The sequence below is a fragment of the Bradyrhizobium manausense genome, from assembly GCF_001440035.1.
Classification (GTDB): Bacteria; Pseudomonadota; Alphaproteobacteria; order Rhizobiales; family Xanthobacteraceae; genus Bradyrhizobium; species Bradyrhizobium manausense.
In genome coordinates, this window is the sequence record NZ_LJYG01000045.1 from 68,219 (window position 1) to 89,054 (window position 20,836).

Annotated in this window: 19 protein-coding genes and 1 tRNA gene; 8 read left to right on the forward strand and 12 right to left on the reverse strand. The window is 60.6% G+C overall.

All coding sequences use genetic code 11. The annotated features are described in order from the left end of the window. Positions 1-30 precede the first annotated feature (30 nt). The 6 genes from dnaK (at position 31) to AOQ71_RS10660 (ending at position 6,062) form a co-directional block, all read left to right on the forward strand. Positions 31-1,944, forward strand: a complete 1,914-nt coding sequence (gene dnaK / locus AOQ71_RS10635; protein WP_057745605.1) for a molecular chaperone DnaK — start codon at positions 31-33, stop codon at positions 1,942-1,944. A gap of 40 nt (positions 1,945-1,984) precedes the next feature. Continuing rightward, positions 1,985-2,527: a nucleotide exchange factor GrpE gene (locus AOQ71_RS10640; RefSeq protein ID WP_057745899.1), complete on the forward strand. Its 543-nt coding sequence runs from the start codon at positions 1,985-1,987 to the stop codon at positions 2,525-2,527. 36 nt (positions 2,528-2,563) lie between these two features. Further along, entirely contained in the window at positions 2,564-3,475 is a 912-nt protein-coding gene (locus AOQ71_RS10645) for a DnaJ C-terminal domain-containing protein (protein ID WP_057745608.1), read from the forward strand. A 2-nt stretch (positions 3,476-3,477) separates the two neighbouring features. Beyond that, positions 3,478-3,756, forward strand: coding sequence for a MerR family transcriptional regulator (locus AOQ71_RS10650; RefSeq protein ID WP_057745611.1), 279 nt, complete (start codon positions 3,478-3,480; stop codon positions 3,754-3,756). Between the two features lie 69 nt (positions 3,757-3,825). Continuing rightward, complete coding sequence (locus AOQ71_RS10655; RefSeq protein WP_057745614.1) at positions 3,826-4,560, forward strand: DUF6894 family protein; 735 nt, start codon at positions 3,826-3,828, stop codon at positions 4,558-4,560. Positions 4,561-4,850: 290 nt separating this feature from the next. Then, positions 4,851-6,062: an alkene reductase gene (locus AOQ71_RS10660; RefSeq protein WP_057745617.1), complete on the forward strand. Its 1,212-nt coding sequence runs from the start codon at positions 4,851-4,853 to the stop codon at positions 6,060-6,062. A gap of 65 nt (positions 6,063-6,127) precedes the next feature. Here the strand turns inward: AOQ71_RS10660 and AOQ71_RS10665 are convergent, their stop codons facing one another. Continuing rightward, a complete protein-coding gene (locus AOQ71_RS10665; RefSeq protein ID WP_057745620.1) occupies positions 6,128-6,760 on the reverse strand; it encodes a response regulator transcription factor in 633 nt (210 codons plus the stop codon). Between the two features lie 4 nt (positions 6,761-6,764). Then, positions 6,765-8,393 (reverse strand): PAS domain-containing sensor histidine kinase, encoded by a 1,629-nt coding sequence (locus AOQ71_RS10670; RefSeq protein ID WP_205668215.1) that lies wholly within the window; start codon positions 8,391-8,393, stop codon positions 6,765-6,767. Between the two features lie 303 nt (positions 8,394-8,696). Between AOQ71_RS10670 and AOQ71_RS43015 the strand changes: the two genes are divergently transcribed. Next, positions 8,697-9,944: an MEDS domain-containing protein gene (locus AOQ71_RS43015; protein ID WP_057745627.1), complete on the forward strand. Its 1,248-nt coding sequence runs from the start codon at positions 8,697-8,699 to the stop codon at positions 9,942-9,944. A gap of 33 nt (positions 9,945-9,977) precedes the next feature. Here the strand turns inward: AOQ71_RS43015 and AOQ71_RS10680 are convergent, their stop codons facing one another. Continuing rightward, entirely contained in the window at positions 9,978-10,244 is a 267-nt protein-coding gene (locus AOQ71_RS10680) for a hypothetical protein (protein ID WP_057745630.1), read from the reverse strand. A gap of 150 nt (positions 10,245-10,394) precedes the next feature. On the opposite strand from AOQ71_RS10680, the gene AOQ71_RS10685 reads away from it, so the two are divergent. Continuing rightward, a complete protein-coding gene (locus tag AOQ71_RS10685; protein ID WP_157083477.1) occupies positions 10,395-10,775 on the forward strand; it encodes a hypothetical protein in 381 nt (126 codons plus the stop codon). Between the two features lies 1 nt (position 10,776). Here AOQ71_RS10685 and AOQ71_RS10690 read toward each other — a convergent pair whose 3' ends face one another. From AOQ71_RS10690 to AOQ71_RS10730, 9 genes are all read right to left on the reverse strand, one after another. Then, complete coding sequence (locus tag AOQ71_RS10690) at positions 10,777-10,995, reverse strand: hypothetical protein (RefSeq protein WP_057745636.1); 219 nt, start codon at positions 10,993-10,995, stop codon at positions 10,777-10,779. A 114-nt stretch (positions 10,996-11,109) separates the two neighbouring features. After that, on the reverse strand, positions 11,110-11,571 hold the full coding sequence (gene trxC / locus AOQ71_RS10695; RefSeq protein ID WP_057745639.1) for a thioredoxin TrxC: 462 nt from the start codon (positions 11,569-11,571) through the stop codon (positions 11,110-11,112). Between the two features lie 18 nt (positions 11,572-11,589). Continuing rightward, entirely contained in the window at positions 11,590-12,435 is an 846-nt protein-coding gene (locus tag AOQ71_RS10700) for an aldo/keto reductase (RefSeq protein WP_430648618.1), read from the reverse strand. Positions 12,436-12,510: 75 nt separating this feature from the next. Then, on the reverse strand, positions 12,511-13,044 hold the full coding sequence (locus tag AOQ71_RS10705; protein WP_245316834.1) for a DUF1931 family protein: 534 nt from the start codon (positions 13,042-13,044) through the stop codon (positions 12,511-12,513). A 37-nt stretch (positions 13,045-13,081) separates the two neighbouring features. Further along, on the reverse strand, positions 13,082-14,776 hold the full coding sequence (locus AOQ71_RS10710) for an FAD-dependent oxidoreductase (RefSeq protein WP_057745909.1): 1,695 nt from the start codon (positions 14,774-14,776) through the stop codon (positions 13,082-13,084). A 66-nt stretch (positions 14,777-14,842) separates the two neighbouring features. After that, positions 14,843-16,417: an aldehyde dehydrogenase family protein gene (locus AOQ71_RS10715; RefSeq protein ID WP_083514122.1), complete on the reverse strand. Its 1,575-nt coding sequence runs from the start codon at positions 16,415-16,417 to the stop codon at positions 14,843-14,845. A gap of 167 nt (positions 16,418-16,584) precedes the next feature. After that, a complete protein-coding gene (locus AOQ71_RS43020; protein ID WP_083514123.1) occupies positions 16,585-16,893 on the reverse strand; it encodes a UBP-type zinc finger domain-containing protein in 309 nt (102 codons plus the stop codon). 135 nt (positions 16,894-17,028) lie between these two features. After that, positions 17,029-19,668, reverse strand: a complete 2,640-nt coding sequence (clpB, locus tag AOQ71_RS10725; RefSeq protein WP_057745646.1) for an ATP-dependent chaperone ClpB — start codon at positions 19,666-19,668, stop codon at positions 17,029-17,031. Positions 19,669-20,668: 1,000 nt separating this feature from the next. Continuing rightward, positions 20,669-20,744, reverse strand: a tRNA-Trp gene (locus AOQ71_RS10730). Positions 20,745-20,836 lie beyond the last annotated feature (92 nt).

Below are 20,836 nucleotides of genomic sequence, written 5' to 3' on the forward strand. Positions count from 1 at the left end.
CCGCCGTACTCAAATCGAAGGAACTTGATCATGGCAAAAGCAATCGGCATCGATCTCGGAACCACCAACTCTTGCGTGGCCGTCATGGAAGGCAGCAAAGCCAGGGTCATTGAGAATGCCGAAGGCGGGCGCACCACGCCGTCCATGGTCGCCTTCACGGACGATGGTGAAGTCCTGGTCGGGCAGCCGGCCAAGCGGCAAAGTATCACCAACCCCGAGAACACGATCTACGCCATCAAGCGACTGATCGGCCGGCGTTACGATGACCCGATCACGGCAAAGGACAAGACCATGGTGCCGTATCACATCGTGCCGGGCGACAACGGCGACGCCTGGGTCGACGTCCGGGGCAAAAAGTACAGTCCGAGCCAGATCAGCGCCTTCATCCTCACCAAGATGAAGGAAACCGCGGAAGCCACTCTCGGCGGCGCCGTCACGCAGGCCGTCATAACCGTGCCCGCCTATTTCAACGACGCCCAGCGCCAGGCAACCAAGGACGCCGGCCGGATCGCCGGGCTGGAGGTCCTTCGCATCATCAATGAGCCGACTGCGGCCGCCCTCGCCTACGGCCTCGACAAGAGAGGCAGCGGCAAGATCGTCGTCTATGACCTCGGTGGCGGTACGTTCGATGTCTCGATCCTGGAGGTCGGCGACGGTGTGTTCGAGGTCAAGTCAACCAACGGCGACACCTTTCTCGGTGGAGAGGACTTCGACAAGCGGATCATCGACTATCTGGCGGACGAGTTTCGCAAGGAAAATGGGATCGACCTCCGCAAAGATCGCCTCGCCCTGCAACGGCTCAAGGATGCCGCAGAGAAGGCCAAGATCGAACTCTCCAGCGCCACCCAGACGGACGTCAATCTGCCCTTCATCACCGCGGATCAGGCCGGACCGAAACATCTTAATATCAAGCTGTCGCGCGCCAAACTTGAAGCGCTCGTCGACGACCTGATCCAGCGCACGATCGATCCCTGCAAGGCAGCGTTGAAGGACGCCGGCCTGCAGCCATCGGACATCAACGAAGTCGTGCTGGTCGGCGGCCAGACCCGCATGCCGAAGGTTCAGGAGACCGTGCAGAAGCTGTTCGGACGCGAACCTCACAAGGGCGTCAACCCCGATGAAGTGGTCGCGGTCGGTGCCGCGATCCAGGCCGGCGTTCTCCAAGGCGACGTCAAGGACGTCCTGCTCCTCGACGTGACACCCCTGTCATTGGGCATCGAGACGCTTGGCGGCGTCATGACGAAGCTGATCGACCGCAATACCACGATCCCGACCAAGAAGAGCCAGGTGTTCTCGACAGCGGAGGACAATCAGACCGCGGTCACGATCCGGGTCTTCCAGGGTGAACGCGAGATGGCAGCGGACAACAAGCTGCTTGGACAGTTCGATCTGGTGGGGATCCCGCCGGCCCCGCGGGGCGTGCCGCAGATCGAGGTGACCTTCGATATTGATGCCAATGGCATCGTCAACGTTTCGGCCAAGGACAAGGCGAGTGGCAAGGAGCAGAGTATCCGGATCCAGGCGTCCGGCGGCCTGACCGAAGCAGACATCCAGAGGATGGTCAGGGAGGCCGAAGCCCACGCCGACGAGGACAAGCGGCGCAAGGAGCTCATCGAAGCCCGCAACCAGGCCGACGCGGTGATCTACAGCACCGAGAAGGCCCTGAAGGAGTCCGAAGGAAAGATCCCTGCCGAAGTCAAGAAGGAGATTGAGCAGGCGATCGCCGAGGCAAAGCAACGGTTGAACGCCGAGGACGTGACGGCGATCCAGCAGGCAACCCAGCGGCTGCAGCAGTCGGCATCCAAGATCGGCGAAGCTTTGAACCGCGCGGCGTCCCAAGGCGGAGCTCCCGGCAGCGGACAGGCGGGATCGTCTGGCAGCGGCGAGGACGTCGTCGACGCGGAGTTCGAAGAAGTCGACCCCGGCGATCGAAAGGCTTCTTGAAGCCTTCCAATCCGGCCGAACGCGACAGATGGAGCACGACATGGCTACCAAGACCATCGAGGATGGGCTCGGCGAGCTTCCCGCGGGTGAGCACAAGGAAAGCGACCAGCCGCAGGAGACCACCGCCGAGCGCGATCGCCTGATGCGTGCACTTGCGGACGCCGAGAACACGAGACGCATGGCCGAGCGTCGGGTCCAAGACGCCCGGCAATATGCCATCGCCGACTTTGCCCGCGAACTGCTGCAGGTGGCGGACAATCTGCGGCGAGCCATCGACGCCGGCTCGCCGGACCCGGGAGCCAAGGACGACGACGGCCTGCTGGGCGGCGTCGTCGCCACCAATCGTATCCTGACACAGATCCTGAAACGCTTCGGTGTCGAAGAAATCGACGCTCTCAATCGGCCATTCGACCCGATGAAGCACGAAGCCGTGATGGAAACCGATCGGTCCGATCAGTCTCCCGGGAACGTCGTGGACGTTTTGGAGAATGGCTACATGCTTCATGACCGTCTCTTGCGGCCGGCCCGGGTCGTTGTAGCCAAACCGCCTAGACCACAATCGCCGCAGCCCCCGCAACAATGAACGGCGGTCCGGTCGACGCGTAAACAGGAGCTGGTGTTGGCTGCAGACCCATATGCAACGCTGGGCGTGAAGAAGGACGCAACGCAGGCCGACATTCAAAAGGCCTACCGGCGGCTCGCGAAGAAGCTGCATCCTGATCTCAATCCCGGCAACAAGGCGGCAGAGGACAAATTCAAGGAACTATCTGCCGCCTACAATCTTCTGAACGATCCGGACAAGCGCGCCCGTTTCGACCGCGGTGAGATCGATGCATCAGGTAGCGAGCAGCAGCCCCGGCAATACTACCGGGATTTTGCCGACCGTGAAGGCTGGTCGGGCTATTCCAATGGGGCCGGCTTTGCCGATTTCACTGACTTCGCCGGCAGCGACGATATTCTCTCCGAGATCTTTGGACGTTCCGGCCGCACCACCCGGCGCGGACGCGGGGCCGACGTCCGATATCACCTCGAGCTCAACTTTCTCGATGCCGTCAACGGCGGCAAGCAATCCATTGTCCTGCCCGACGGGAGTACGCTCGAGGTCAACATTCCTCCCGGCACCAGCGACGGCCAGATTCTGCGCCTGAAGGGGAAGGGTCGTCGGGGAGCCGGAGACAGTCCGCCGGGCGACGCCCTGATCGAGATCAGTGTCCTGCCGCACCCCTACTTCGTCCGCAAAGGCGACGACATCCACCTGGACCTGCCGATCTCACTGAAAGAAGGCGTGCTGGGCGCGAAACTCAAGGTACCAACCGTGAGCGGTGCTGTCGCGGTCTCTGTGCCAAAATGGTCGAGCTCGGGCCGGGTTCTTCGGATCAAGGGACGCGGCGTGCCGCGCGCCGATGGCGGCCGCGGCGACCAGTACGTCACGCTGAAACTGGTTCTGCCAAAAAAACCAGACCCGGATCTCGAACGGTTTGTGAGTGGGTGGCAGCCTTCCGATAGCCCAAGACAGTCGATGCGAGTGTGACAATGCAGCTTCAGGAATTCGCCGATCGATCTCATCTCGATTCCTCCACGATCGAAGCCTGGATGGATGCGGAATGGCTGGTAGCGCATCGACCAGGGCATCCGTTTTCCGAGCAGGATCTCGCCCGCGTGCGCCTGATTGAGGATCTCAAGGGGGACCTGGGTGTCAACGACGAAGGTGTCGCGTTGGTCCTTTATCTGCTGGATCAATTGTATGGGCTGCGTTGCCTGCTCCGAGACATCCAGGCGATGCGGATCACAGCCGATGACCGCACGCATTGATGCGTTTGCTGATCGGCTACCATAAGCTTGCGCGCTCGGGCATCGCTAATCTCTTGAAGGTCACGGATCATGCAGTCACTCCTCTCAACGCTTCACGATGCAGCGATGTCCGCGGATGCCTGGCCAAAAGCGCTTCAAAGGCTGATGGATGAGGCGGGCGTGGCGGGAGCGGCATTGATTGTCACGAACAAGACGACAGGCACGGTCGATGAGGCCGTCTTTTGCGGGCTCAGTGCCGAGTTCAAATCCCGCTACGTCGAGACCTACGCCGCGCTCGATCCATACTCGCCCATGCTGGGTGCGCGCTGGAGCATGCTCTCCACATGTCTTCCGGAGGCACTTTTGCGGAGAAGCGAGTGGTACAACGAGTTTGTGCTGAGCTGCGGCGTTCGGGACATCCTCGGAGCGCGGCTCACGGACACTGCAGGTCATTCCGTCGTTCTGGGCATTCACCAGCGGATCGGACGTCACTTTTCTCAAGATGTCGAGCCACTGATCGCCACGATCACCGAACCCCTGAGGCATGCGGCGCGCTGTCATCTCGATCGCCTGAATGGGGGACAGCCGATCGGCGATCCGCAAACGACGAAACCCGCAGACGGAGGCCATTTCTTCTTTCATATTGAGAACGGAACGAACTATCCCGACGAATGCGGTAGCATTCTCCTCTCCCCCGGCCACGCTGCGGAACGTGGCCTGACCATTGCTCGTGAGCTGGCGCGAGATGGCGGCTGGTCTGGCTTTTCTGTCGTTGTCACCGATGACCGGGGACGAACGATCACGCGCGTGCCAATTGAATCTTGACCGTAAGCCGAGCACCGCATTCGACGAAAAATGGAAAACACTTACGAATTGCTGACAGCGAACTCGACGCCCAAATCGCCCAGCTGAGCGCGCTGGCCAGATCGCGGGGACGCCGGCGAAACATCCTGCCGTAGCAGCACCGGCGGTCCGCTCTCCAGCAGTTAGGAGCATTGACGATTGTCAGCGCGATGTAGCGATCCTCCGTTAGATTGCGGTGTAGAGATCGAAAGGTCTTCGGACGCTTGCTTACCGAAGGCTTGAATCAGTTCGCTCCTTCGAGTTGAGGCAATATGGTCATCGCTACCACGCACAGCCGCGTGCTCGACGCGGTCCAAAACGGGGATGCGAATCCCCTCTTCCAGCCATGCCGGCTTGGGCCATTCAGCCTGCCCCATCGCGTGGTCATGGCGCCATTGACCCGTTCAAGAGCACGACAGCCCGGCAATGTGCCGTCTCAACTCGCGGCCTGTTATTATGCGCAGCGTGCGTCTGCCGCCCTGATCATAAGCGAGGCCACGCAGATCTCGATGCAGGGCCAAGGCTATGCCTGGACGCCGGGTATCCATAGCCGCGAGCAAGTCGAAGCCTGGCGGCAGGTCACGAAGGCGGTGCACAAGGCTGATGGACTGATCTTCAACCAACTTTGGCACGTCGGTCGCATTTCACACCCGGCCCTGCAGCCGGACAACATGCTACCTGTCGCGCCCTCGGCGATCACGCCCGCGGGCAAGGCCTTCATTGAAAACGAGCGCGGCGAGGGAGAACTGGTTCCATTTGTGCGTCCACGCGCGCTGACTTTTGAGGAGATGCCATACCTCATCAAACAGTATGAGCGCGCGGCGAGGAACGCGGAGGCCGCCGAGTTCGACGGCATCGAGATTCATGCGGCCAACGGTTACCTGATCGATCAGTTCATCGAGAGCAGCACCAACCGACGCAACGACGCCTATGGCGGCGCAGTTCAAAATCGGGCGCGGCTTCTGCTCGAAATCATCGAGGGCCTCATTCCCATTCTTGGGGCGGACAGGATCGGCGTCCGGCTCTCACCTCTTGGCAAGATGAACGACATCAGCGACGAGGCTCCGGAATCGACGTTCGGTTACCTCGCCGAGCAACTCTCCGGCTATGGTTTGGCCTACCTGCACATCGTCAATCCGGCGCTCGAGCAAATGCAGAAGGGCGAGAAGCCGGAGCCGTACGCCCTCAACATGGCCCGAGTGATCAGGAATAAGTATCAGGGAACACTCATCGTGGCGGGGGGCTTCAACGCCGAAAGCGCCACGCAATGGCTGCGCGATGGCCAGGCCGACTTGATCGCCTTCGGCCGCAAGTTTATCGCCAATCCCGACCTGCCCGAACGGCTGCGCGCCGGTGCTCCACTCAACGAGGACGACCCGACGACATACTATGGTGGCGGCGAGAAAGGTTACACGGACTATCCGTCACTGGAACAGGACCGCGGCGAGAAGGCAAAGGCCTGTGTCGACCAACGTTGGCGATGATGCAGCAGAGGGGCCAGTCCGTATGAGAATGTTGATCGTCCTCATGGCGTTCCGAAAGGTATTTCCTAAGGTGATTGTCGAAGTACGCCTTGCGGAGCCGAACCCGCGAGTACCAACAGCCGCACAGCTTGTGCAACCTGACGGACTCCCAATCTATGCAACATTCGCGCTCGATGGACCTCCACCGTTCTAATACTGATGCCGAGCTTGAAGGCAATTACCTTGTTTGGTTGTCCGCCCGCAATTGCATCGAGAACCTGACGCTCGCGTTGGCTGAGGACAGCAATCCGGTTCCACGCCTCTAGCGCCTCACGAGCCTGGTGTGGACGACCGGACCGCGCCAGCGCGCGTTCAATCGCTTCGAGCAGCACTTCATCATCGAACGGTTTCTCAAGGAAATCCACCGCACCGGCCTTCATCGCCCGAACCGCCGTCGGTACGTCACCTTGGCCCGTCATAACGACAACAGGAATCGTGCAGCCCATTCTGTCGAGCGCCGCCTGCACTTCGAGACCGCTCATGACATCCATCCGCACGTCCAGCAGGATACACCCCCTTGCAAGATTGGGAGCTGCATCCAGAAACTGGATCGGGGCCTCGAACGAACGTGGAACAAAGCCGGCTGACTCGAGCAGCCGTGCAAGCGATCGGCGAACGGCTGCATCATCATCGACGATGTACACTACATCATTTGGCATGGTCCTATTCCGTTGGCTCTGCAGATGAGAGAGTGAAGCGAAACAAGGCTCCGCCACCGGGATTTGGCTCGTACCAAAGCTTTCCACTGTGCGATTCCACAATCGAACGGCAGATGGCGAGGCCCAACCCCATACCGTCGTGCCGCGTCGAGACGAATGGTTGAAACAGCTTATCGACCACGGGCGGCACCACGCCGCGCCCATTGTCTGCGACAGAGATCTCGATCTCCTTGTTGTCGATTCGTCGTGTCGCAACATCAATCGTGGCTTGCGGTACTTTCGCGACTTCTTCGAGCGAATTACGGATCAAATTTACCAAGACTTGCTGGATCTGAATTCGATTGACGTAAATATGCGACGCGCTGGGATCGAAAAGCAGATTCACTGACACTTCCAAGCTCTCGAATCCAGTACGGGCAAATGCGTTCGCTTCACGGATCAGTGTTTCGATGTCCTCGCTCTTCTTTTCGCTCTTCCCGCGAGTGACAAAGTCGCGAAGACGCCGAACTATTTGGCCAGCGCGCAATGCCTGCCCGGCAACATCATCCATTATTTCGCGCATCGACTCTGTCCGCATCGACCCGGATCGCGCAAGAAGACGTAGAGCAGCGTTGGCGGAGTTGGCAACTGCCGTGAGCGGCTGGTTCAACTCATGTGCCAGAGCAGCAGCCATTTCGCCGGCAACACTTAGCCGGCCCGCATGCGAGAGAGCTGACTGCAATTCCCGCGACCGTTCATCCGCCCGCTTTCGCTCTGTGATCTCCGCCATCAGCTCGGCGGTACGCAACTCCACGCTTCGTTCGAGCGACTGGTTTAAACGCCGCAGTTCGCGTTCGGCTTGTTTTTGCCTTCTCAGATCGCGGCTGACCGTGGCAACGTTCATAGGCCCGTGGCCTCGAGGGTCGTCGATCCTGAAAATATCGACTAAGAATGGAATTATTTCGCCCGTCTTGAAATGACATAAGTTAAGCTCCCCCATCCAGCGTCTATCTGTCAAAGCGGCGGGCCAACATTGATTGGACAGACGCTCCTGATCGCTCGAGCTAACGAAGTCGACGACGTGCAAATTTGAAATGTCGTCTGCCGGCTCAATTCCCACCAGCTCGCGGCCAGCCAAATTGACGAATTGCACCCCGCCATTCAGGTCCGAAAAGGCGACGAAGTCGGGTGATCGCTCGACGAGTGCTACAAAGCGCCGTTCGTCCGCCTCTACCTGCCGACGCTGCAACGCTATTGCGACATTACTTGCAGCGATGCTGAGCATCAGTCGATCGGTCTCCCTCGGAAACCCTGGGCCAGACGACCCGGCCACGAGTATCGATCGACCCAATCCGATTGCAGCCGTGGCAATGTGCGCACTGCCGCGGCCAAGCGGATTGGACATCACCTGAGGCCGCCCTGCACCATGAAACCATTCGGGCTTGATCTCGAGCTGGATCGCCCCAGTGACGTCCCGCGGCATTTGTCCGTGCGCGCCATGTGTTGCCGTGATCGGCCCTTCGTCCTGTCCGACAGAAAGACTGACATGTACGAAGTCGGCGGACAGGATCGACTGGAGAGCGAGAGCCACACTGTCGGCTATTTCCTTCGCGGAGTATCTCTCCCAAAGGGCAGGCAAGGTCGATAGTGCCACTAAGTCTCTGATGCAGCGCCGGAGCTCGCCGGGATCTGAAAGCTCTTCCACCCAAGGCATTAGCGCGCTGATTCCAATCCATGTTGCGAGTTTGCTATCTCCTACCCCCAACAGGCGATGGGACCGATCGTTCGGTTCCCGACGCCTTATCGACACCAAGGACAGCGTCTCAAGACTCCGACGCAACCACCGGTCGCCTATTAGATGCTGAATTCAAGTAAGCAAAACTACGTAGTGGACGGCGGCCCTACAAAGTTCATGCTTAACCCTGCTGTTCATGGTGTCCTGCCCGAGGATTGTCCGATGCAAAACCGCCAGCCCGGCACAGAGGCAAGGTCCGGCAAGACCTTTCAAAATGGCATCAATCCACCGGCGCGCGCAGGACGCGGCGACGAAACGATCCATGAGACTCTGATGAATGCCATCAGGGCTGCCGAAGCAGATTTCGGCACTGTGCAGCGGTACGATAGCGCGGAGGACTGCCTCAGGATCGTTGCCAGTTGCGGATTTCCCGATCAAGCTCTGGATTTGTTTCGAATTGTTCGCCGCGACACTAACTCTACTTGTGCAGCAACGCTGAAGAAACGCATGCGCACGGTCGTGGGAAATATTGCCGCCAGCTACCTGTTTGTTGGCACGAGCGAGCTGGCAGCGTTACAAGAAGTGGGCGTCGCAGCGGCGCATTCGGCGCCCATAATTGTTGATAACGGACGGCTGTGGGGCGTGCTCACGGTACATTTTCGACAGCCCTGGGAAGATGCTGAGTATGATCCCACGCCAATGGAGCGGATAGCCGTCCACTTTGCCGAGTGTCTCAAGGATGGAACCCGAGAGCAGACTACTCCGCACCGCGGCGCTGGAAGGATCGCCCACCCACCCGCTTCAACGAAAGCGGGGCCGATTGCGCGCTCGTCCGCGGCACCGATTCCTTTCGCTGGCTCCATGCTTCGCGAACACCGGCATGTTTGCGCTTTTTTTTGCTCGGCGGACGACGAATACAATACGCTTTTGCCGTTTATCTGCGATGGCCTGAATTGCGGTCAGCGCGCTTTCCACGTGCTCCCTGAACGGCATGTCGACGATCACGTGACACGACTTCGGAGCGCCGGCATAGACGTTGATGCCGCTCAACGATCGGGGCAGCTCGAGATCGCGCTGCCGCAAGACACGTATTCGCGAACGGGTCGCTTCAACAAGGAAGACATGCTCAATCTCATCCAACAAGTGCTGCAGAATGGGACCTCGCTTGGATACCCGCTTACGCGCATGATCGCACACCCCGAAACCGCATTGGATGACTGGAAGAGCAGGAATGATTGGGCGGAATATGAAATGCGGCTCAACAGCGTGCTATCGAACTTCGATGATCCGGTCATTTGCACCTTCGATGTCAATCTCCTGAACACGGCTTTGGCAATCGACATTCTGCGCACGCATCCTGTCATCGTAATGGGGGGCGTTCTCGTGGAAAACTCGTTCTTCACCCAGCCCGAGGATTTCCTTCGCGAGGTGACGGAGCGCACGTCGGCGTCCCGGCCGTATCGGGGATAGGGCCTGCAACTCCCTCGCGGCGAAGCTCCCCTCTCAATGGCGGCTCAACCCGTTCGATCCCTGAGCGCACGCCGCCATTGGACCGCCAGCGATCAGCGATCCTCCCCTCGGCAATTTCTTCTCAATCCACTTGACGAGCATCATGGCCGCAATCTCGGCATTGTTGAAAAACAAGCACTGTTCAAACAGGGCGCGAGCACCGATGAGCAGAAGCTTTGGGTCATATGCCTGTCCAGAATGTGCAAAGATGCTGCGCGTGGTTCGCGAGCGAAAGACCGGTGCCAGGCGAACAGGCGCCACTTGCAGCGATCCGATGCAGCGACGCGATATTTCGAACCTCCTTAACAGCGAATTGCGGCCTCCACGTGAGCTCCGTTGGGTCGCGACCGAGACGGGGAGATCAAAATAATCAGCCCGCCATTCATCCAAACCTCCGTTAGGTACGCCTCGATGCGCCAGATCCATGCAGCATTGGACCATTCGCATCGCGGCGATTTCGAGTGCGCTGCGACCCTGGCCGCTGCTGCCTGCGGAATGCTGCCGGCTATCGACAGTGCCGCTCTGCCCGCGTCTGAAGCCCTTTCAGCGCGCGTCGAGACCGTTGCCCATTGGCTCGCGCATGGCACGATCCTCGATCGGACCGGCAACAGTAGACGGGAAGAGACCATCGCTATACGAACGGCCGAGGTCAGGATCGCGATCCATGTGGCGATCAAGAGGTTTGACGCCGCGTTTCCGGAGCAGAAAACCCCTCAGATGATGAGTTTCAAGCGCGCGCATCGATTTTGTGAGGAGCACGCCATCGGCACGAAGCAGACCGCGGGCGGATAGTTTAAGGCGCGCCACCTCCCTCCTCCTTCACGCGCTGCGCCGCCGCCATCCAGTCCTGCCACATCGCAGGATCGACCGGAGACCCATCGGCCCATTTCAAACCGGCAAGCAGAAACGCGACTTCGTCCTGGGGTTTGTCCATACGACGCCAGATGCTCTCCACGAAGATCCGAATTGCATCGTAAGCTTCAATCAGGGTGATTGTGTCATTAGCCTGCATGGCGACCCGACCAGTTGTCCTTGAGTTACACTTTATCGGATGCCTGCTGCTCGGCGACACCATTTCCGATCACCGGCAGCCTCTCCGCCGGCATGGGGCATCCTGTTCCGCAATTCATGAGGCCGCAGGCGCGGCTGAAGGCGCATGCTGGCGCAACCATTGGCGCAGAGCCTCGAGGCCGACGGCGCCGGCGCGTTGAGCGACAACGTTCCCCTTGTGGAATAGCATCACGGTCGGAATGCTTTGAATGTTGTAGCGGGCCGCCAGCTCCGCTTCCGCCTCGGTGTCAACCTTCAGGAAGCGAAGCTCGGGTTCGAACTCGCCGGCGGCGCGCTCGAAAACCGGCGCCATCGCTTTGCAAGGCCCGCACCATGCCGCCCAGAAATCGACCACAACGGGAATATCGTTGCGCTGGATGTGAGTGGCAAAGCTGCCGGTGGAAACCGGCATCGGATGTCCCGTAAAGAGGAGCTGCCGACAGCGTCCGCATTTCGCCTGACGCGCATCCCTGCGGGCCGGAATGCGGTTAATGCTCGTGCAATGCGGGCAAACGATGTGGCGGTCCTCTTTGCTCATGGCTCGATGTCTCCCGAATTAGTGCGATGCCAGAGGTTGCTTGCGATGCGGCGGCGGAAAGGTTTCATCGAGCTCGGCCAGGTCTTGAGGCGTCAGGCGAACGTCCAGCGCGCCACGGTTCTCGCGCACATGCTCCGGCTTGCCCGATTGCGGTATCGCACATACGCCATCCTGGCGCAGCACCCAGGCCAGCGCCACTTGTGCCGGTGTTGCGCCGAGACGCGATGCAATGGTCTCGAGCGTGACGTGGTGCAACACACGACCCTGCTCGATCGGCGAATAGGCCATGACCGGCAGACCGCTACGCTGGCACAAAGGCATGAGATCGAACTCGATCCCGCGGCGCGCGAGATTGTAGAGCACCTGATCGGTCGCGACGTTTGCACCATTGGGCAAGTCCACGAGCTCCTGGATGTCGCCGACGTCAAAATTACTGACGCCCCAGTATCGGATCTTGCCCGCGCCCACCAGGGTTTCGAAGGCATCGACGGTCTCTTCCAGCGGCACCGACCCCCGCCAATGCAGCAGGTAGAGGTCGATCTCATCCACTCCCAGCCGAGCCAGGCTTCGGTTGCAGGCCGCCACCGTGCCGTGCCGCGTGGCGTTCTGAGGTAGCACCTTGCTCACCAGAAAAGTCTCGTCACGCCGTCCCTTGATCGCCTCGCCGACGACACGCTCGGCACCACCGTCGGCATACATTTCGGCCGTATCGATCAGGCTCATGCCGAGATCGATGCCGAGACGTAGCGCGTTGACCTCCTTCGTTCGATTCAGCGGATTCTCGGCCATGTGCCAAGTCCCTTGACCGAGCCTCGGAATATGTTCACCTGAAGGCAACACGATTGTCCTGATGGTCTCCATCAGAGTCATAGGGGGCACTCCCTGTCCTCCGCACTTTCATGCGGATGTGCGAACTCCAGCAGGATTAGGTGCGACCGGCTACAGCAGCAGCTCGAAGATCCGCGAGGCGAGTTCCCAATGCTTCGTCTGCGGATTTTTCAGATCCGGCTCGATGATCTTCAATGTTCGTGCGACCGCGATGCCAAGCCCCCCGGCAAGGTCCGGCAGCATTGCCTCGGTCTCGTCGCTATAGCTGACTTGCAGCGGCGGCCGATGAGCCAGACGCTCGAGAATCGGCGCCAGCTCTAGCGTTTCATCCAGCTTTCTGAATTGCTCGATGCATTCCTGGAGCCCCGCGGTGATCGGGAGATTCCAGGGCTGGATCAGGACGTCGCCGCCAGCCTTGGCGTCGGCTTCGGCGCGCAATAACAGCCGATAAATCCTGTGATCGATGAAATCCTCGTAGCGCTTGAGGTCAGCCTTGTCGACGTTGAGACCAACCGCTTCGCGAAATAGTCGCTGGAACTGCCGCACGCCCTCTGGGCGCGGCGGCGGCATCTTGTCCGGGGGAAGTTGCGCGATCATCGGGCACGTTTGCCATTTTTCGCCGCCGGTCGCATTGACAGGCGTCATATGCGCGGAGTTCTTTCGTCGCTCGCCCGCTTCGCAATCATGCCGCGGCGGCCTGCGCCGGCTCTCCACTTTGGTTGGTCCGCGCCGTTTCAAGATACGCGTGAATCTGCTGCACGACGGTGGCTCCCTCGCCGATCGCCGCGCCAACGCGCTTGACGGATCCCAAACGAACATCACCCACTGCAAACACACCAGCCACGTTCGACTCGAGCGATGGTACGCTCGCGCCGTCAGCCGATAGAAGGTCGTCAGGTGGTATGTTCGTCCCTGTTCGCACAAATCCCTTGCTGTCGCGGCTGACGTTGCAGCCGCTCAGCCACTCTGTTGCGGGCTCTGCACCGATGAACATGAAGACGTTGCGGATCGTTTTCTCAACTTCGGCGCCGGTCCTGTCGCGCCAGCGGACTCGTTCGAGTTGGCCCTGCTCGTTACCCGACACCCCTACGATCTCCGTGCAGGTGAGCAGCTCGATATTCTCTGTCGCTGCGATCCTGTCGATCAAATATTGCGACATACTCGCAGCCAGGCTGGGTCCCCGCACGAGCATCCATACCTTCTTGGCATAGCGGCTGAGAAACACCGCCGCCTGCCCTGCGGAGTTGCCTCCGCCGACCAGCGCCACCTCCTCGTTTCGGCATAGGCGAGCCTCGATCGGGGAGGCCCAATACCAAACTCCCCGCCCCTCGAAATGCTCCAAATTCGGGATGTTCGGCCTGCGATATCGCGCGCCACTCGCGATCACGACACTCAGCGCGGTGACGCTCCGACCGTCGGAGAGCTCGATCGTGAATGGACGGTGCTCACAACGAAGGTTCGTGATCTTCTCGGGGATGATCATCTCCACGCCGAACTTCTGTGCCTGCACATAGGCACGCCCCGCCAGCGCCTGGCCTGAAATTCCCGTCGGAAATCCCAGATAGTTCTCGATGCAGCTGCTGGCGCCAGCCTGTCCCCCGAACGCCCGTGCGTCAAAGACGCCGACCGACAAACCCTCAGACGCCGCATACACGGCAGCCGCAAGTCCTCCCGGGCCAGCGCCGACAATTGCCACGTCGTAACGGCGCCCTTCGAGATCCGGAGGCACCATCCCCAGGGCCCGACCCAAGTCAGCTTCACTCGGGTTTTTCAGGATTGCCCCGTTCGGACAGACCACCAGCGGCAATTCCTCCGACTTGCAGGGATAGTGCTTCAAGAACGCTTGCGCATCCGGATCCTTTGTGGGGTCGAGCACCTGGTGCGGATAGGCGTTGCGCGCCAAAAATTCCAGTAGACGCACCATTCCGGGATGGCCGTCGTGCCCGATGAGACAAGGGCCGCCCGCGCCGGCCTCAATCAGGAATACCCGTCGCAAAATCAGGGCCCGCATAATGCGCTCGCCGAGTTGAACGTCGGCGATCAGCAAAGCGCGAAGTCTGGCTGGCAGAAAGAGCAGCGATTCAACGGGCTCGGTTGCGCGCGCATCGACCAGGGCGGGTCCACCGAAGAGTTGGGCGACTTCGGCAACAAAGTCGCCTGCGCCCAATTCCACGATTTTCTCCGCCCGACCAGGTCGATCGCGAGCTTCGATGGATACGCGACCGGCAATGATGACGAACGTGCCCGGCGGGCTCTCACCCGTCCGGAATAGATGTTGATCGACGGCATAGTGTTTGATCTCGCCGAACCGGCGCATGCGGTCGATCTCGTCCGGCGTGAACTTGGGAAACATGTGCTCGTGGCGGGACTCCAGCATGCCGTTGCTGCTCGTCTGGAGACCAGCGACAACCGTGTTGGATAGGTCGTCCATCCTATGCGCCTTTCATGACCACGGCCCCTGCACGACGGAGGCGCTCCAGGGGTAGCCTCGCGGCGCGTGCTGCGCGGTCAGCCATTGGTCCGTCGTGAAGGCCTCGATCGCCCAAGAGCCATTGAACCGACCAATGCCGGAATTCTTCTCGCCGCCAAACGGACAGGTCGGCAAGTCGATGACGGAGTGATCATTGACATGGGCCATGCCGACCTGCATTCGCTGGGCAAAGTGCACGCCCCGGTGCAGGTCGCGCGTGAATACGGCGCCGCTCAGTCCAAAACTCGTTTCATTGGCCACGGCCAAGGCTTCTTCGGCACTCCCGACCCGGAGGATCGGCGCCAACGGGCCGAATATTTCCTCTGCCGCAAGTTCCATCTGGTTAGTGACGTTCACGAAGACATGCGGCGGCAACACGAGTCCATCCGGCTCGCCGCCGAGCACCTGTTTGCAGCCGTCGTCGCGGGCGCGGCGAACGCGTGCCACCAGCTTCTGAAGCTGCGAGTTGTTGATGATCGGACCAACCATGGTGTCGCCATCGCGGGGGTCGCCGGTTTTCAATCTCGCCACTCGCTCGGCAAAGCGCTCGACGAACGCGTGGTAGATGGGCTCCTCGACAATGAGGCGGTTAATAGCGATGCAGATCTGGCCCTGGTGCAAAAATTTGCCGAACACTGCGGCCTCGATGGCCTGATCCAGATCGGCGTCCGCGAGCACAACGAAGGGAGCATTGCCACCGAGCTCCAGATCGACGCGCTTGATGATCGGCGCCTTCGCCGCAAGTTCCGCGATCCTGCGGCCGACCGGCGTCGAGCCGGTAAACGAAATGACTCGTGGAACGGGATGACTGACGAAAGCGTCGCCGACTTCGCTGCCCGCGCCGACAACAACGCTGAGGAGCCCCGCTGGCAGGCCGGCTTCCTCGAAGATTTTCGCCAACAACAATCCTCCCGTGACGGGCGTATCACTTGCCGGCTTCACCACAACGGCATTACCGACCGCGAGCGCCGGCGCGATGGTGCGATTGCTCAGATGAAGCGGCCAGTTCCAAGGGCTGATCGCACCGACCACTCCGACCGGCTTGCGGCGCACCTGATTTTCCTTGCCCGGAATGTCGGACGGAATGTAGCGGCTTTCGACCGCATGCGGCACCGAGGTCGCCCACAGCATGACCGTATGGGTCACTTCCCACTCAAGGTTCGCCTTCAGTCGCGTGCTGCCGGATTCATTGATGAGCCAATCGACGATTTCGCCACGGCGCGCTTCCATCACGTCTGCCGCACGGCGAAATACCTGCGCCCGCACCGCCGGTGCTGAGGCGGCCCACTCCCCCTGAGCCTTGGCAGCCGCTGCAAACGCCGCATCAAGATCGCGACGATCGGCCTGCTTGATTTCGAGGAGGACATCGCCAGTAAAAGGATTGGTGTCGACCAGCCTGTGATCTGCCTGCCCATGGCGCCAGGTCCCGGCGATGGGCAGCAGCTCAAACCGATCATAAGGTTGCGGATCGCTCGTTTGAACTTTGGTGCTACCCGGTACTCTGGCTTCGTGTCGGTCGGAACTACGGCTGGCAGTGCGCGCGACCATGTCCATCTCCCTGGCAGGCTGTTTCGCAGCTGACGATGACGCGTAGAGCGACGCTCTACCTTGACAGCCGTCAACGCAAACGCCGGAAAGCATCGAGTGTCGTCAATTGTTGTTTGCGGTTCGCCCACGCCTTCAGAGTCTCTAGTCGAGCAGCGCGGTGTAGGGCGTCAATAAAACCTCGGGATCGGGCCTAGTTGCGGCGTGGGCCGATCCGATAAGTCAAACATCAGTTCATCAACATAACACCAGCCCCAGCCTTCGGGCGGATCATAGGCTTCGATGATTGGGTGGCCGGTTGCATGAAAATGCTTCGTCGCGTGTCGATTGGGCGACTGATCACAGCAACCGACATGACCGCAGGTTCGGCAGACACGCAGGTGCAGCCATGGGTCGCCCAATTGCAGGCATTCTTCACACCCAAGAGAATGGGGAACGACGTCATGAATTCCTGCCAAGTGCCTGCAACGCTGTGCCATGTCATCCTGCTCAATATCTGCGTGCTGCGTTCTGTCTGATCTCAATCCCCGCTCTTTTCAGAGCGAGCCGTCACAGTCCTGCCAGTTCTGATACTCCCCGGCGCAGCACGCTATGCCAGCATCCTGGCAGGCCGTTCAGTTCAATCTCCGTTTCGGAGGTGGGGCATTGAATTGCGCTATTTCCGCCGTCTGCGGCGCCTTGCCGTTGAATGTCAGCACATTGCCTTCCGCCGAGATCGCGACCTTGTCACCGTCCTTCACCTCGCCTGCGAGGATCATTTCGGCCAGGGGGTCCTGCAGATACTTTTGGATCACCCGCTTCAGCGGCCGCGCGCCGTAAGCGGGATCCCAGCCCTTCGCTGCGAGCCAATCCCTTGCGTCCGCATCGAGCGTGATCGTGATCTTGCGATCGTCCAGCAGCTTTTGCAGCCGGCCGAACTGGATCTCGACAATCCGTCCCATCTCGCTCCGCTGCAGGCGGTGGAACAGGATGATCTCGTCGACGCGGTTGAGGAATTCGGGCCTGAAATGGGCGCGCACCATGCCCATGACCTGCTCACGCACGGCAGCCGTATCCTCACCCTCCGGCTGGTTCACGAGGAATTCCGAACCAAGGTTGGAGGTCATGATGATCAGCGTGTTGCGGAAGTCGACCGTACGGCCCTGGCCGTCGGTCAAGCGGCCGTCGTCGAGCACCTGCAGCAGGACATTGAAGACGTCAGGGTGCGCCTTCTCGATCTCGTCGAACAGCACGACCTGGTAAGGCCGGCGTCGCACCGCTTCGGTCAGCGCCCCGCCCTCGTCATAGCCGACATAGCCCGGAGGCGCGCCGATCAGCCGCGAGACCGAGTGCTTCTCCATGTATTCGGACATGTCGAGGCGGACCATCGCGGTCTCATCGTCGAACAGGTACTCCGCCAAGGCCTTCGTCAGCTCGGTCTTGCCGACACCGGTGGGGCCCAGGAACATGAACGAGCCCATCGGCCGGTTGGGGTCTTGCAGCCCTGCGCGAGAGCGACGAACGGCCGTCGCGACCGCATGCACCGCTTCGGCCTGGCCGACGACGCGCTCACTCAGCGCTTCCTCCATCTTCAGGAGCTTCTCCTTCTCGCCTTCCAGCATCTTGTCGACGGGCACACCGGTCCAGCGCGAGACGACCTGCGCGATATGGTTGGCGGTGACGGCTTCCTCCACCATCTCACCGGAGTTCTCCTTGGCCTCGATCTCGGCAAGCTGCTTCTCCAGTTGCGGGATCCGGCCATAGGCCAGTTCGCCGGCTTTCTGGAATTCGCCGCGGCGCTGCGCATTGGCGAGTTCGACGCGCAGCCCATCGAGCTCCGACTTCAGCTTCTGGGCGTTCACGAGCTTGCTCTTCTCGGCGCTCCAGCGCGCCGTCAGCGCCGCGGCCTTCTCCTCGAGATCGGCGAGCTCCTTCTCCAGCGACTGCAGCCGAGTCTTGGAGCCGGGATCGCTTTCCCTCTTCAGGGCTTCCTGCTCGATCTTCAGCCGGACAATTTCCCGATCCAGCGAATCCAGCTCTTCCGGTTTGGAATCGACCTGCATCTTCAGCCGCGCCGCGGCCTCGTCCATCAGGTCGATCGCCTTGTCGGGCAGGAAACGGTTAGTGATATAGCGGTGCGACAACGTCGCAGCCGCCACCAGCGCGGAATCGGTGATCCGCACGCCGTGGTGCTGCTCGTACTTGTCCTTCAACCCGCGCAGGATCGAGATCGTGTCCTCGACCGAGGGCTCGTTGACGAAGATCGGTTGGAATCGCCGCGCCAGCGCGGCGTCCTTCTCGACGTGCTTCTGGTACTCATCGAGCGTGGTCGCACCGATGCAGTGCAGTTCGCCGCGGGCAAGCGCGGGCTTGAGCAGGTTGGACGCATCCATTGCGCCGTCGGCCTTGCCTGCGCCGATCAGCGTGTGCATCTCGTCGATAAACAAGATGAAGGTGCCCTCGCTCGCAGTCACTTCCTGGAGCACGGCCTTCAACCGCTCCTCGAACTCACCGCGGTATTTCGCGCCAGCGATCAGCGCTCCGAGGTCGAGCGCAAGCAGCTTCTTGTCGTGCAGGCTCTCGGGCACGTCACCATTGACGATGCGCAGTGCCAGGCCTTCGGCGATGGCGGTCTTGCCGACGCCGGGCTCGCCGATCAGGACGGGGTTGTTCTTGGTCCGACGCGAGAGCACTTGAATGGTGCGGCGGATCTCCTCGTCGCGGCCGATCACCGGGTCGAGCTTGCCGTCGCGCGCGGCCTGGGTCAGGTCGCGGGCATATTTCTTCAGCGCGTCATAGGCATTCTCGGCCGTGGCGCTGTCGGCGGTGCGGCCCTTGCGCAGGGATTCGATCGCAGCATTTAGATTCTGCGCGGTAATGCCGCCCTTGGCCAGCAGCTGGCCGGCTTCGCTGTTCTTGTCCATGGCGAGGCCGAGCAGGAGACGCTCAACCGTGACAAAGCTGTCGCCGGCCTTTTCGGCTGCCTTTTCCGCAGCGTCGAATGCTCGGGCGAGCTCGGGTGCAAGATAAACCTGGCCGGCACCGCCACCGGAGACCTTTGGCACCTTGTTCAGGGCGTCCTCGGTCGCCTTCAGGATTGCGCGGGAATTGCCACCAGCGCGGTCGATCAGACCGCCAGCAAGGCCCTCACTGTCATCAAGCAGGACCTTCAGCAGATGCAGCGTGGAAAACTGCTGATGTCCTTCGCGCATCGCCAACGACTGCGCGGACTGGATGAAACCGCGCGAGCGCTCGGTATATTGTTCAATATTCATCGTCCTCTTCTCTCGGCGATGCCGCTCCGCCCCCGAGTGCGATCAGCAAAAGATCGGGTACCGGTTTTGCGTTCGATCGGGATCAAGGTATTGAAGATCCACGATCTGGTCGCCAAACCGCACGCCGTTTGGTGAACTATGGGCAAGGCGCGCACGCTGCATGCTCTTTGGGTTTCCGCAAGCTCGCACTGACATTCGTCAACTCGCCAACGGGTTTTCGTCGTCGCTGAAGCCTGTTGCGACAGTGGGTGCTCATCTTGCGGCGTTTGAGCATTGCCGTGTCTGCCGGCGCCAGCTAACCGCTCCGACCGCGCGTCTCACCCGCCGTCTCACGCTCTCCCCCCAAGACTCGGCGCGGCTATCGGACATCCAGCTCGACCCGGCAATAGTGGCGATCCTCTTGGCTGAAAGGAGCGGCAGCTTCGGCTGCTCACCGAGGTTCACGACACGTATCCATGATCGGCCCGCCGGAAGCTCTCATGTTTCCAGCCATCTCCGTGTCGGCTACGCCCCGCGGCATCCCGGAACTTCTCTCGGGACTATCATCCACGCCCCAGCCCTGCTCGACGCAGGGGTGCCGATCCACACCCTGGCGCAGCGGATGGGTGACGACCCAGCGGTTTTGCGGCGCACCTGCACGAAGCGCAGGCGCAGCCGGCAAGCCGATCAGCGCCTGACGAGTACCATCACTGACTTGGCAGCAAGCATCCCGCTTGACGAGCCGTCAGACAAAATTGGGTACAAGGACGGTAGAAACCCTCGTTCTACCGCACTCACATTTAGGCTAAGTTATTGATTTTGCTGGCAGGAGTGGCAGGGCTCGAACCTGCGACCCCCGGTTTTGGAGACCCAAGCCTTGTCCCGTCGGTTGCAGGAATAAGACCAGGGAACACACCAGGTACTAACGCTGAACGAGTGCCAAAATAAGTGCCACAAGTGCCAAACCAAATCCACTTGTGGATTTCGCACTGACCACTAAGCATCTGATTTTACTTGGGTCTGGCAGGAGTGGCAGGGCTCGAACCTGCGACCCCCGGTTTTGGAGACCGGTGCTCTACCAATTGAGCTACACTCCTACGAACCTGCGTCGCCGCGGCTCAGGGGCGCTTTCAAGCACAGGGGACGACCGGATTGCAAGGGAGAAGCGCATTGGGCCCGCTTGTTCACA

What these genes read in the sequence shown, in the direction of transcription:
- AOQ71_RS10650 (WP_057745611.1), top strand. Translation starts at nt 3,478, where the DNA reads ATGCAGCTTCAGGAATTCGCCGATCGATCTCATCTCGATTCCTCCACG.
- clpB (WP_057745646.1), bottom strand. Translation starts at nt 19,668, where the DNA reads ATGAATATTGAACAATATACCGAGCGCTCGCGCGGTTTCATCCAGTCC.
- trxC (WP_057745639.1), bottom strand. Translation starts at nt 11,571, where the DNA reads ATGAGCAAAGAGGACCGCCACATCGTTTGCCCGCATTGCACGAGCATT.
- AOQ71_RS10655 (WP_057745614.1), top strand. Translation starts at nt 3,826, where the DNA reads ATGCAGTCACTCCTCTCAACGCTTCACGATGCAGCGATGTCCGCGGAT.
- AOQ71_RS10710 (WP_057745909.1), bottom strand. Translation starts at nt 14,776, where the DNA reads ATGCTGGAGTCCCGCCACGAGCACATGTTTCCCAAGTTCACGCCGGAC.
- AOQ71_RS10715 (WP_083514122.1), bottom strand. Translation starts at nt 16,417, where the DNA reads ATGGTCGCGCGCACTGCCAGCCGTAGTTCCGACCGACACGAAGCCAGA.
- AOQ71_RS10665 (WP_057745620.1), bottom strand. Translation starts at nt 6,760, where the DNA reads ATGCCAAATGATGTAGTGTACATCGTCGATGATGATGCAGCCGTTCGC.
- AOQ71_RS10660 (WP_057745617.1), top strand. Translation starts at nt 4,851, where the DNA reads ATGGTCATCGCTACCACGCACAGCCGCGTGCTCGACGCGGTCCAAAAC.
- AOQ71_RS10705 (WP_245316834.1), bottom strand. Translation starts at nt 13,044, where the DNA reads ATGACGCCTGTCAATGCGACCGGCGGCGAAAAATGGCAAACGTGCCCG.
- AOQ71_RS10640 (WP_057745899.1), top strand. Translation starts at nt 1,985, where the DNA reads ATGGCTACCAAGACCATCGAGGATGGGCTCGGCGAGCTTCCCGCGGGT.
- dnaK (WP_057745605.1), top strand. Translation starts at nt 31, where the DNA reads ATGGCAAAAGCAATCGGCATCGATCTCGGAACCACCAACTCTTGCGTG.
- AOQ71_RS10690 (WP_057745636.1), bottom strand. Translation starts at nt 10,995, where the DNA reads ATGCAGGCTAATGACACAATCACCCTGATTGAAGCTTACGATGCAATT.
- AOQ71_RS43020 (WP_083514123.1), bottom strand. Translation starts at nt 16,893, where the DNA reads ATGGCACAGCGTTGCAGGCACTTGGCAGGAATTCATGACGTCGTTCCC.
- AOQ71_RS10685 (WP_157083477.1), top strand. Translation starts at nt 10,395, where the DNA reads ATGCGCCAGATCCATGCAGCATTGGACCATTCGCATCGCGGCGATTTC.
- AOQ71_RS43015 (WP_057745627.1), top strand. Translation starts at nt 8,697, where the DNA reads ATGCAAAACCGCCAGCCCGGCACAGAGGCAAGGTCCGGCAAGACCTTT.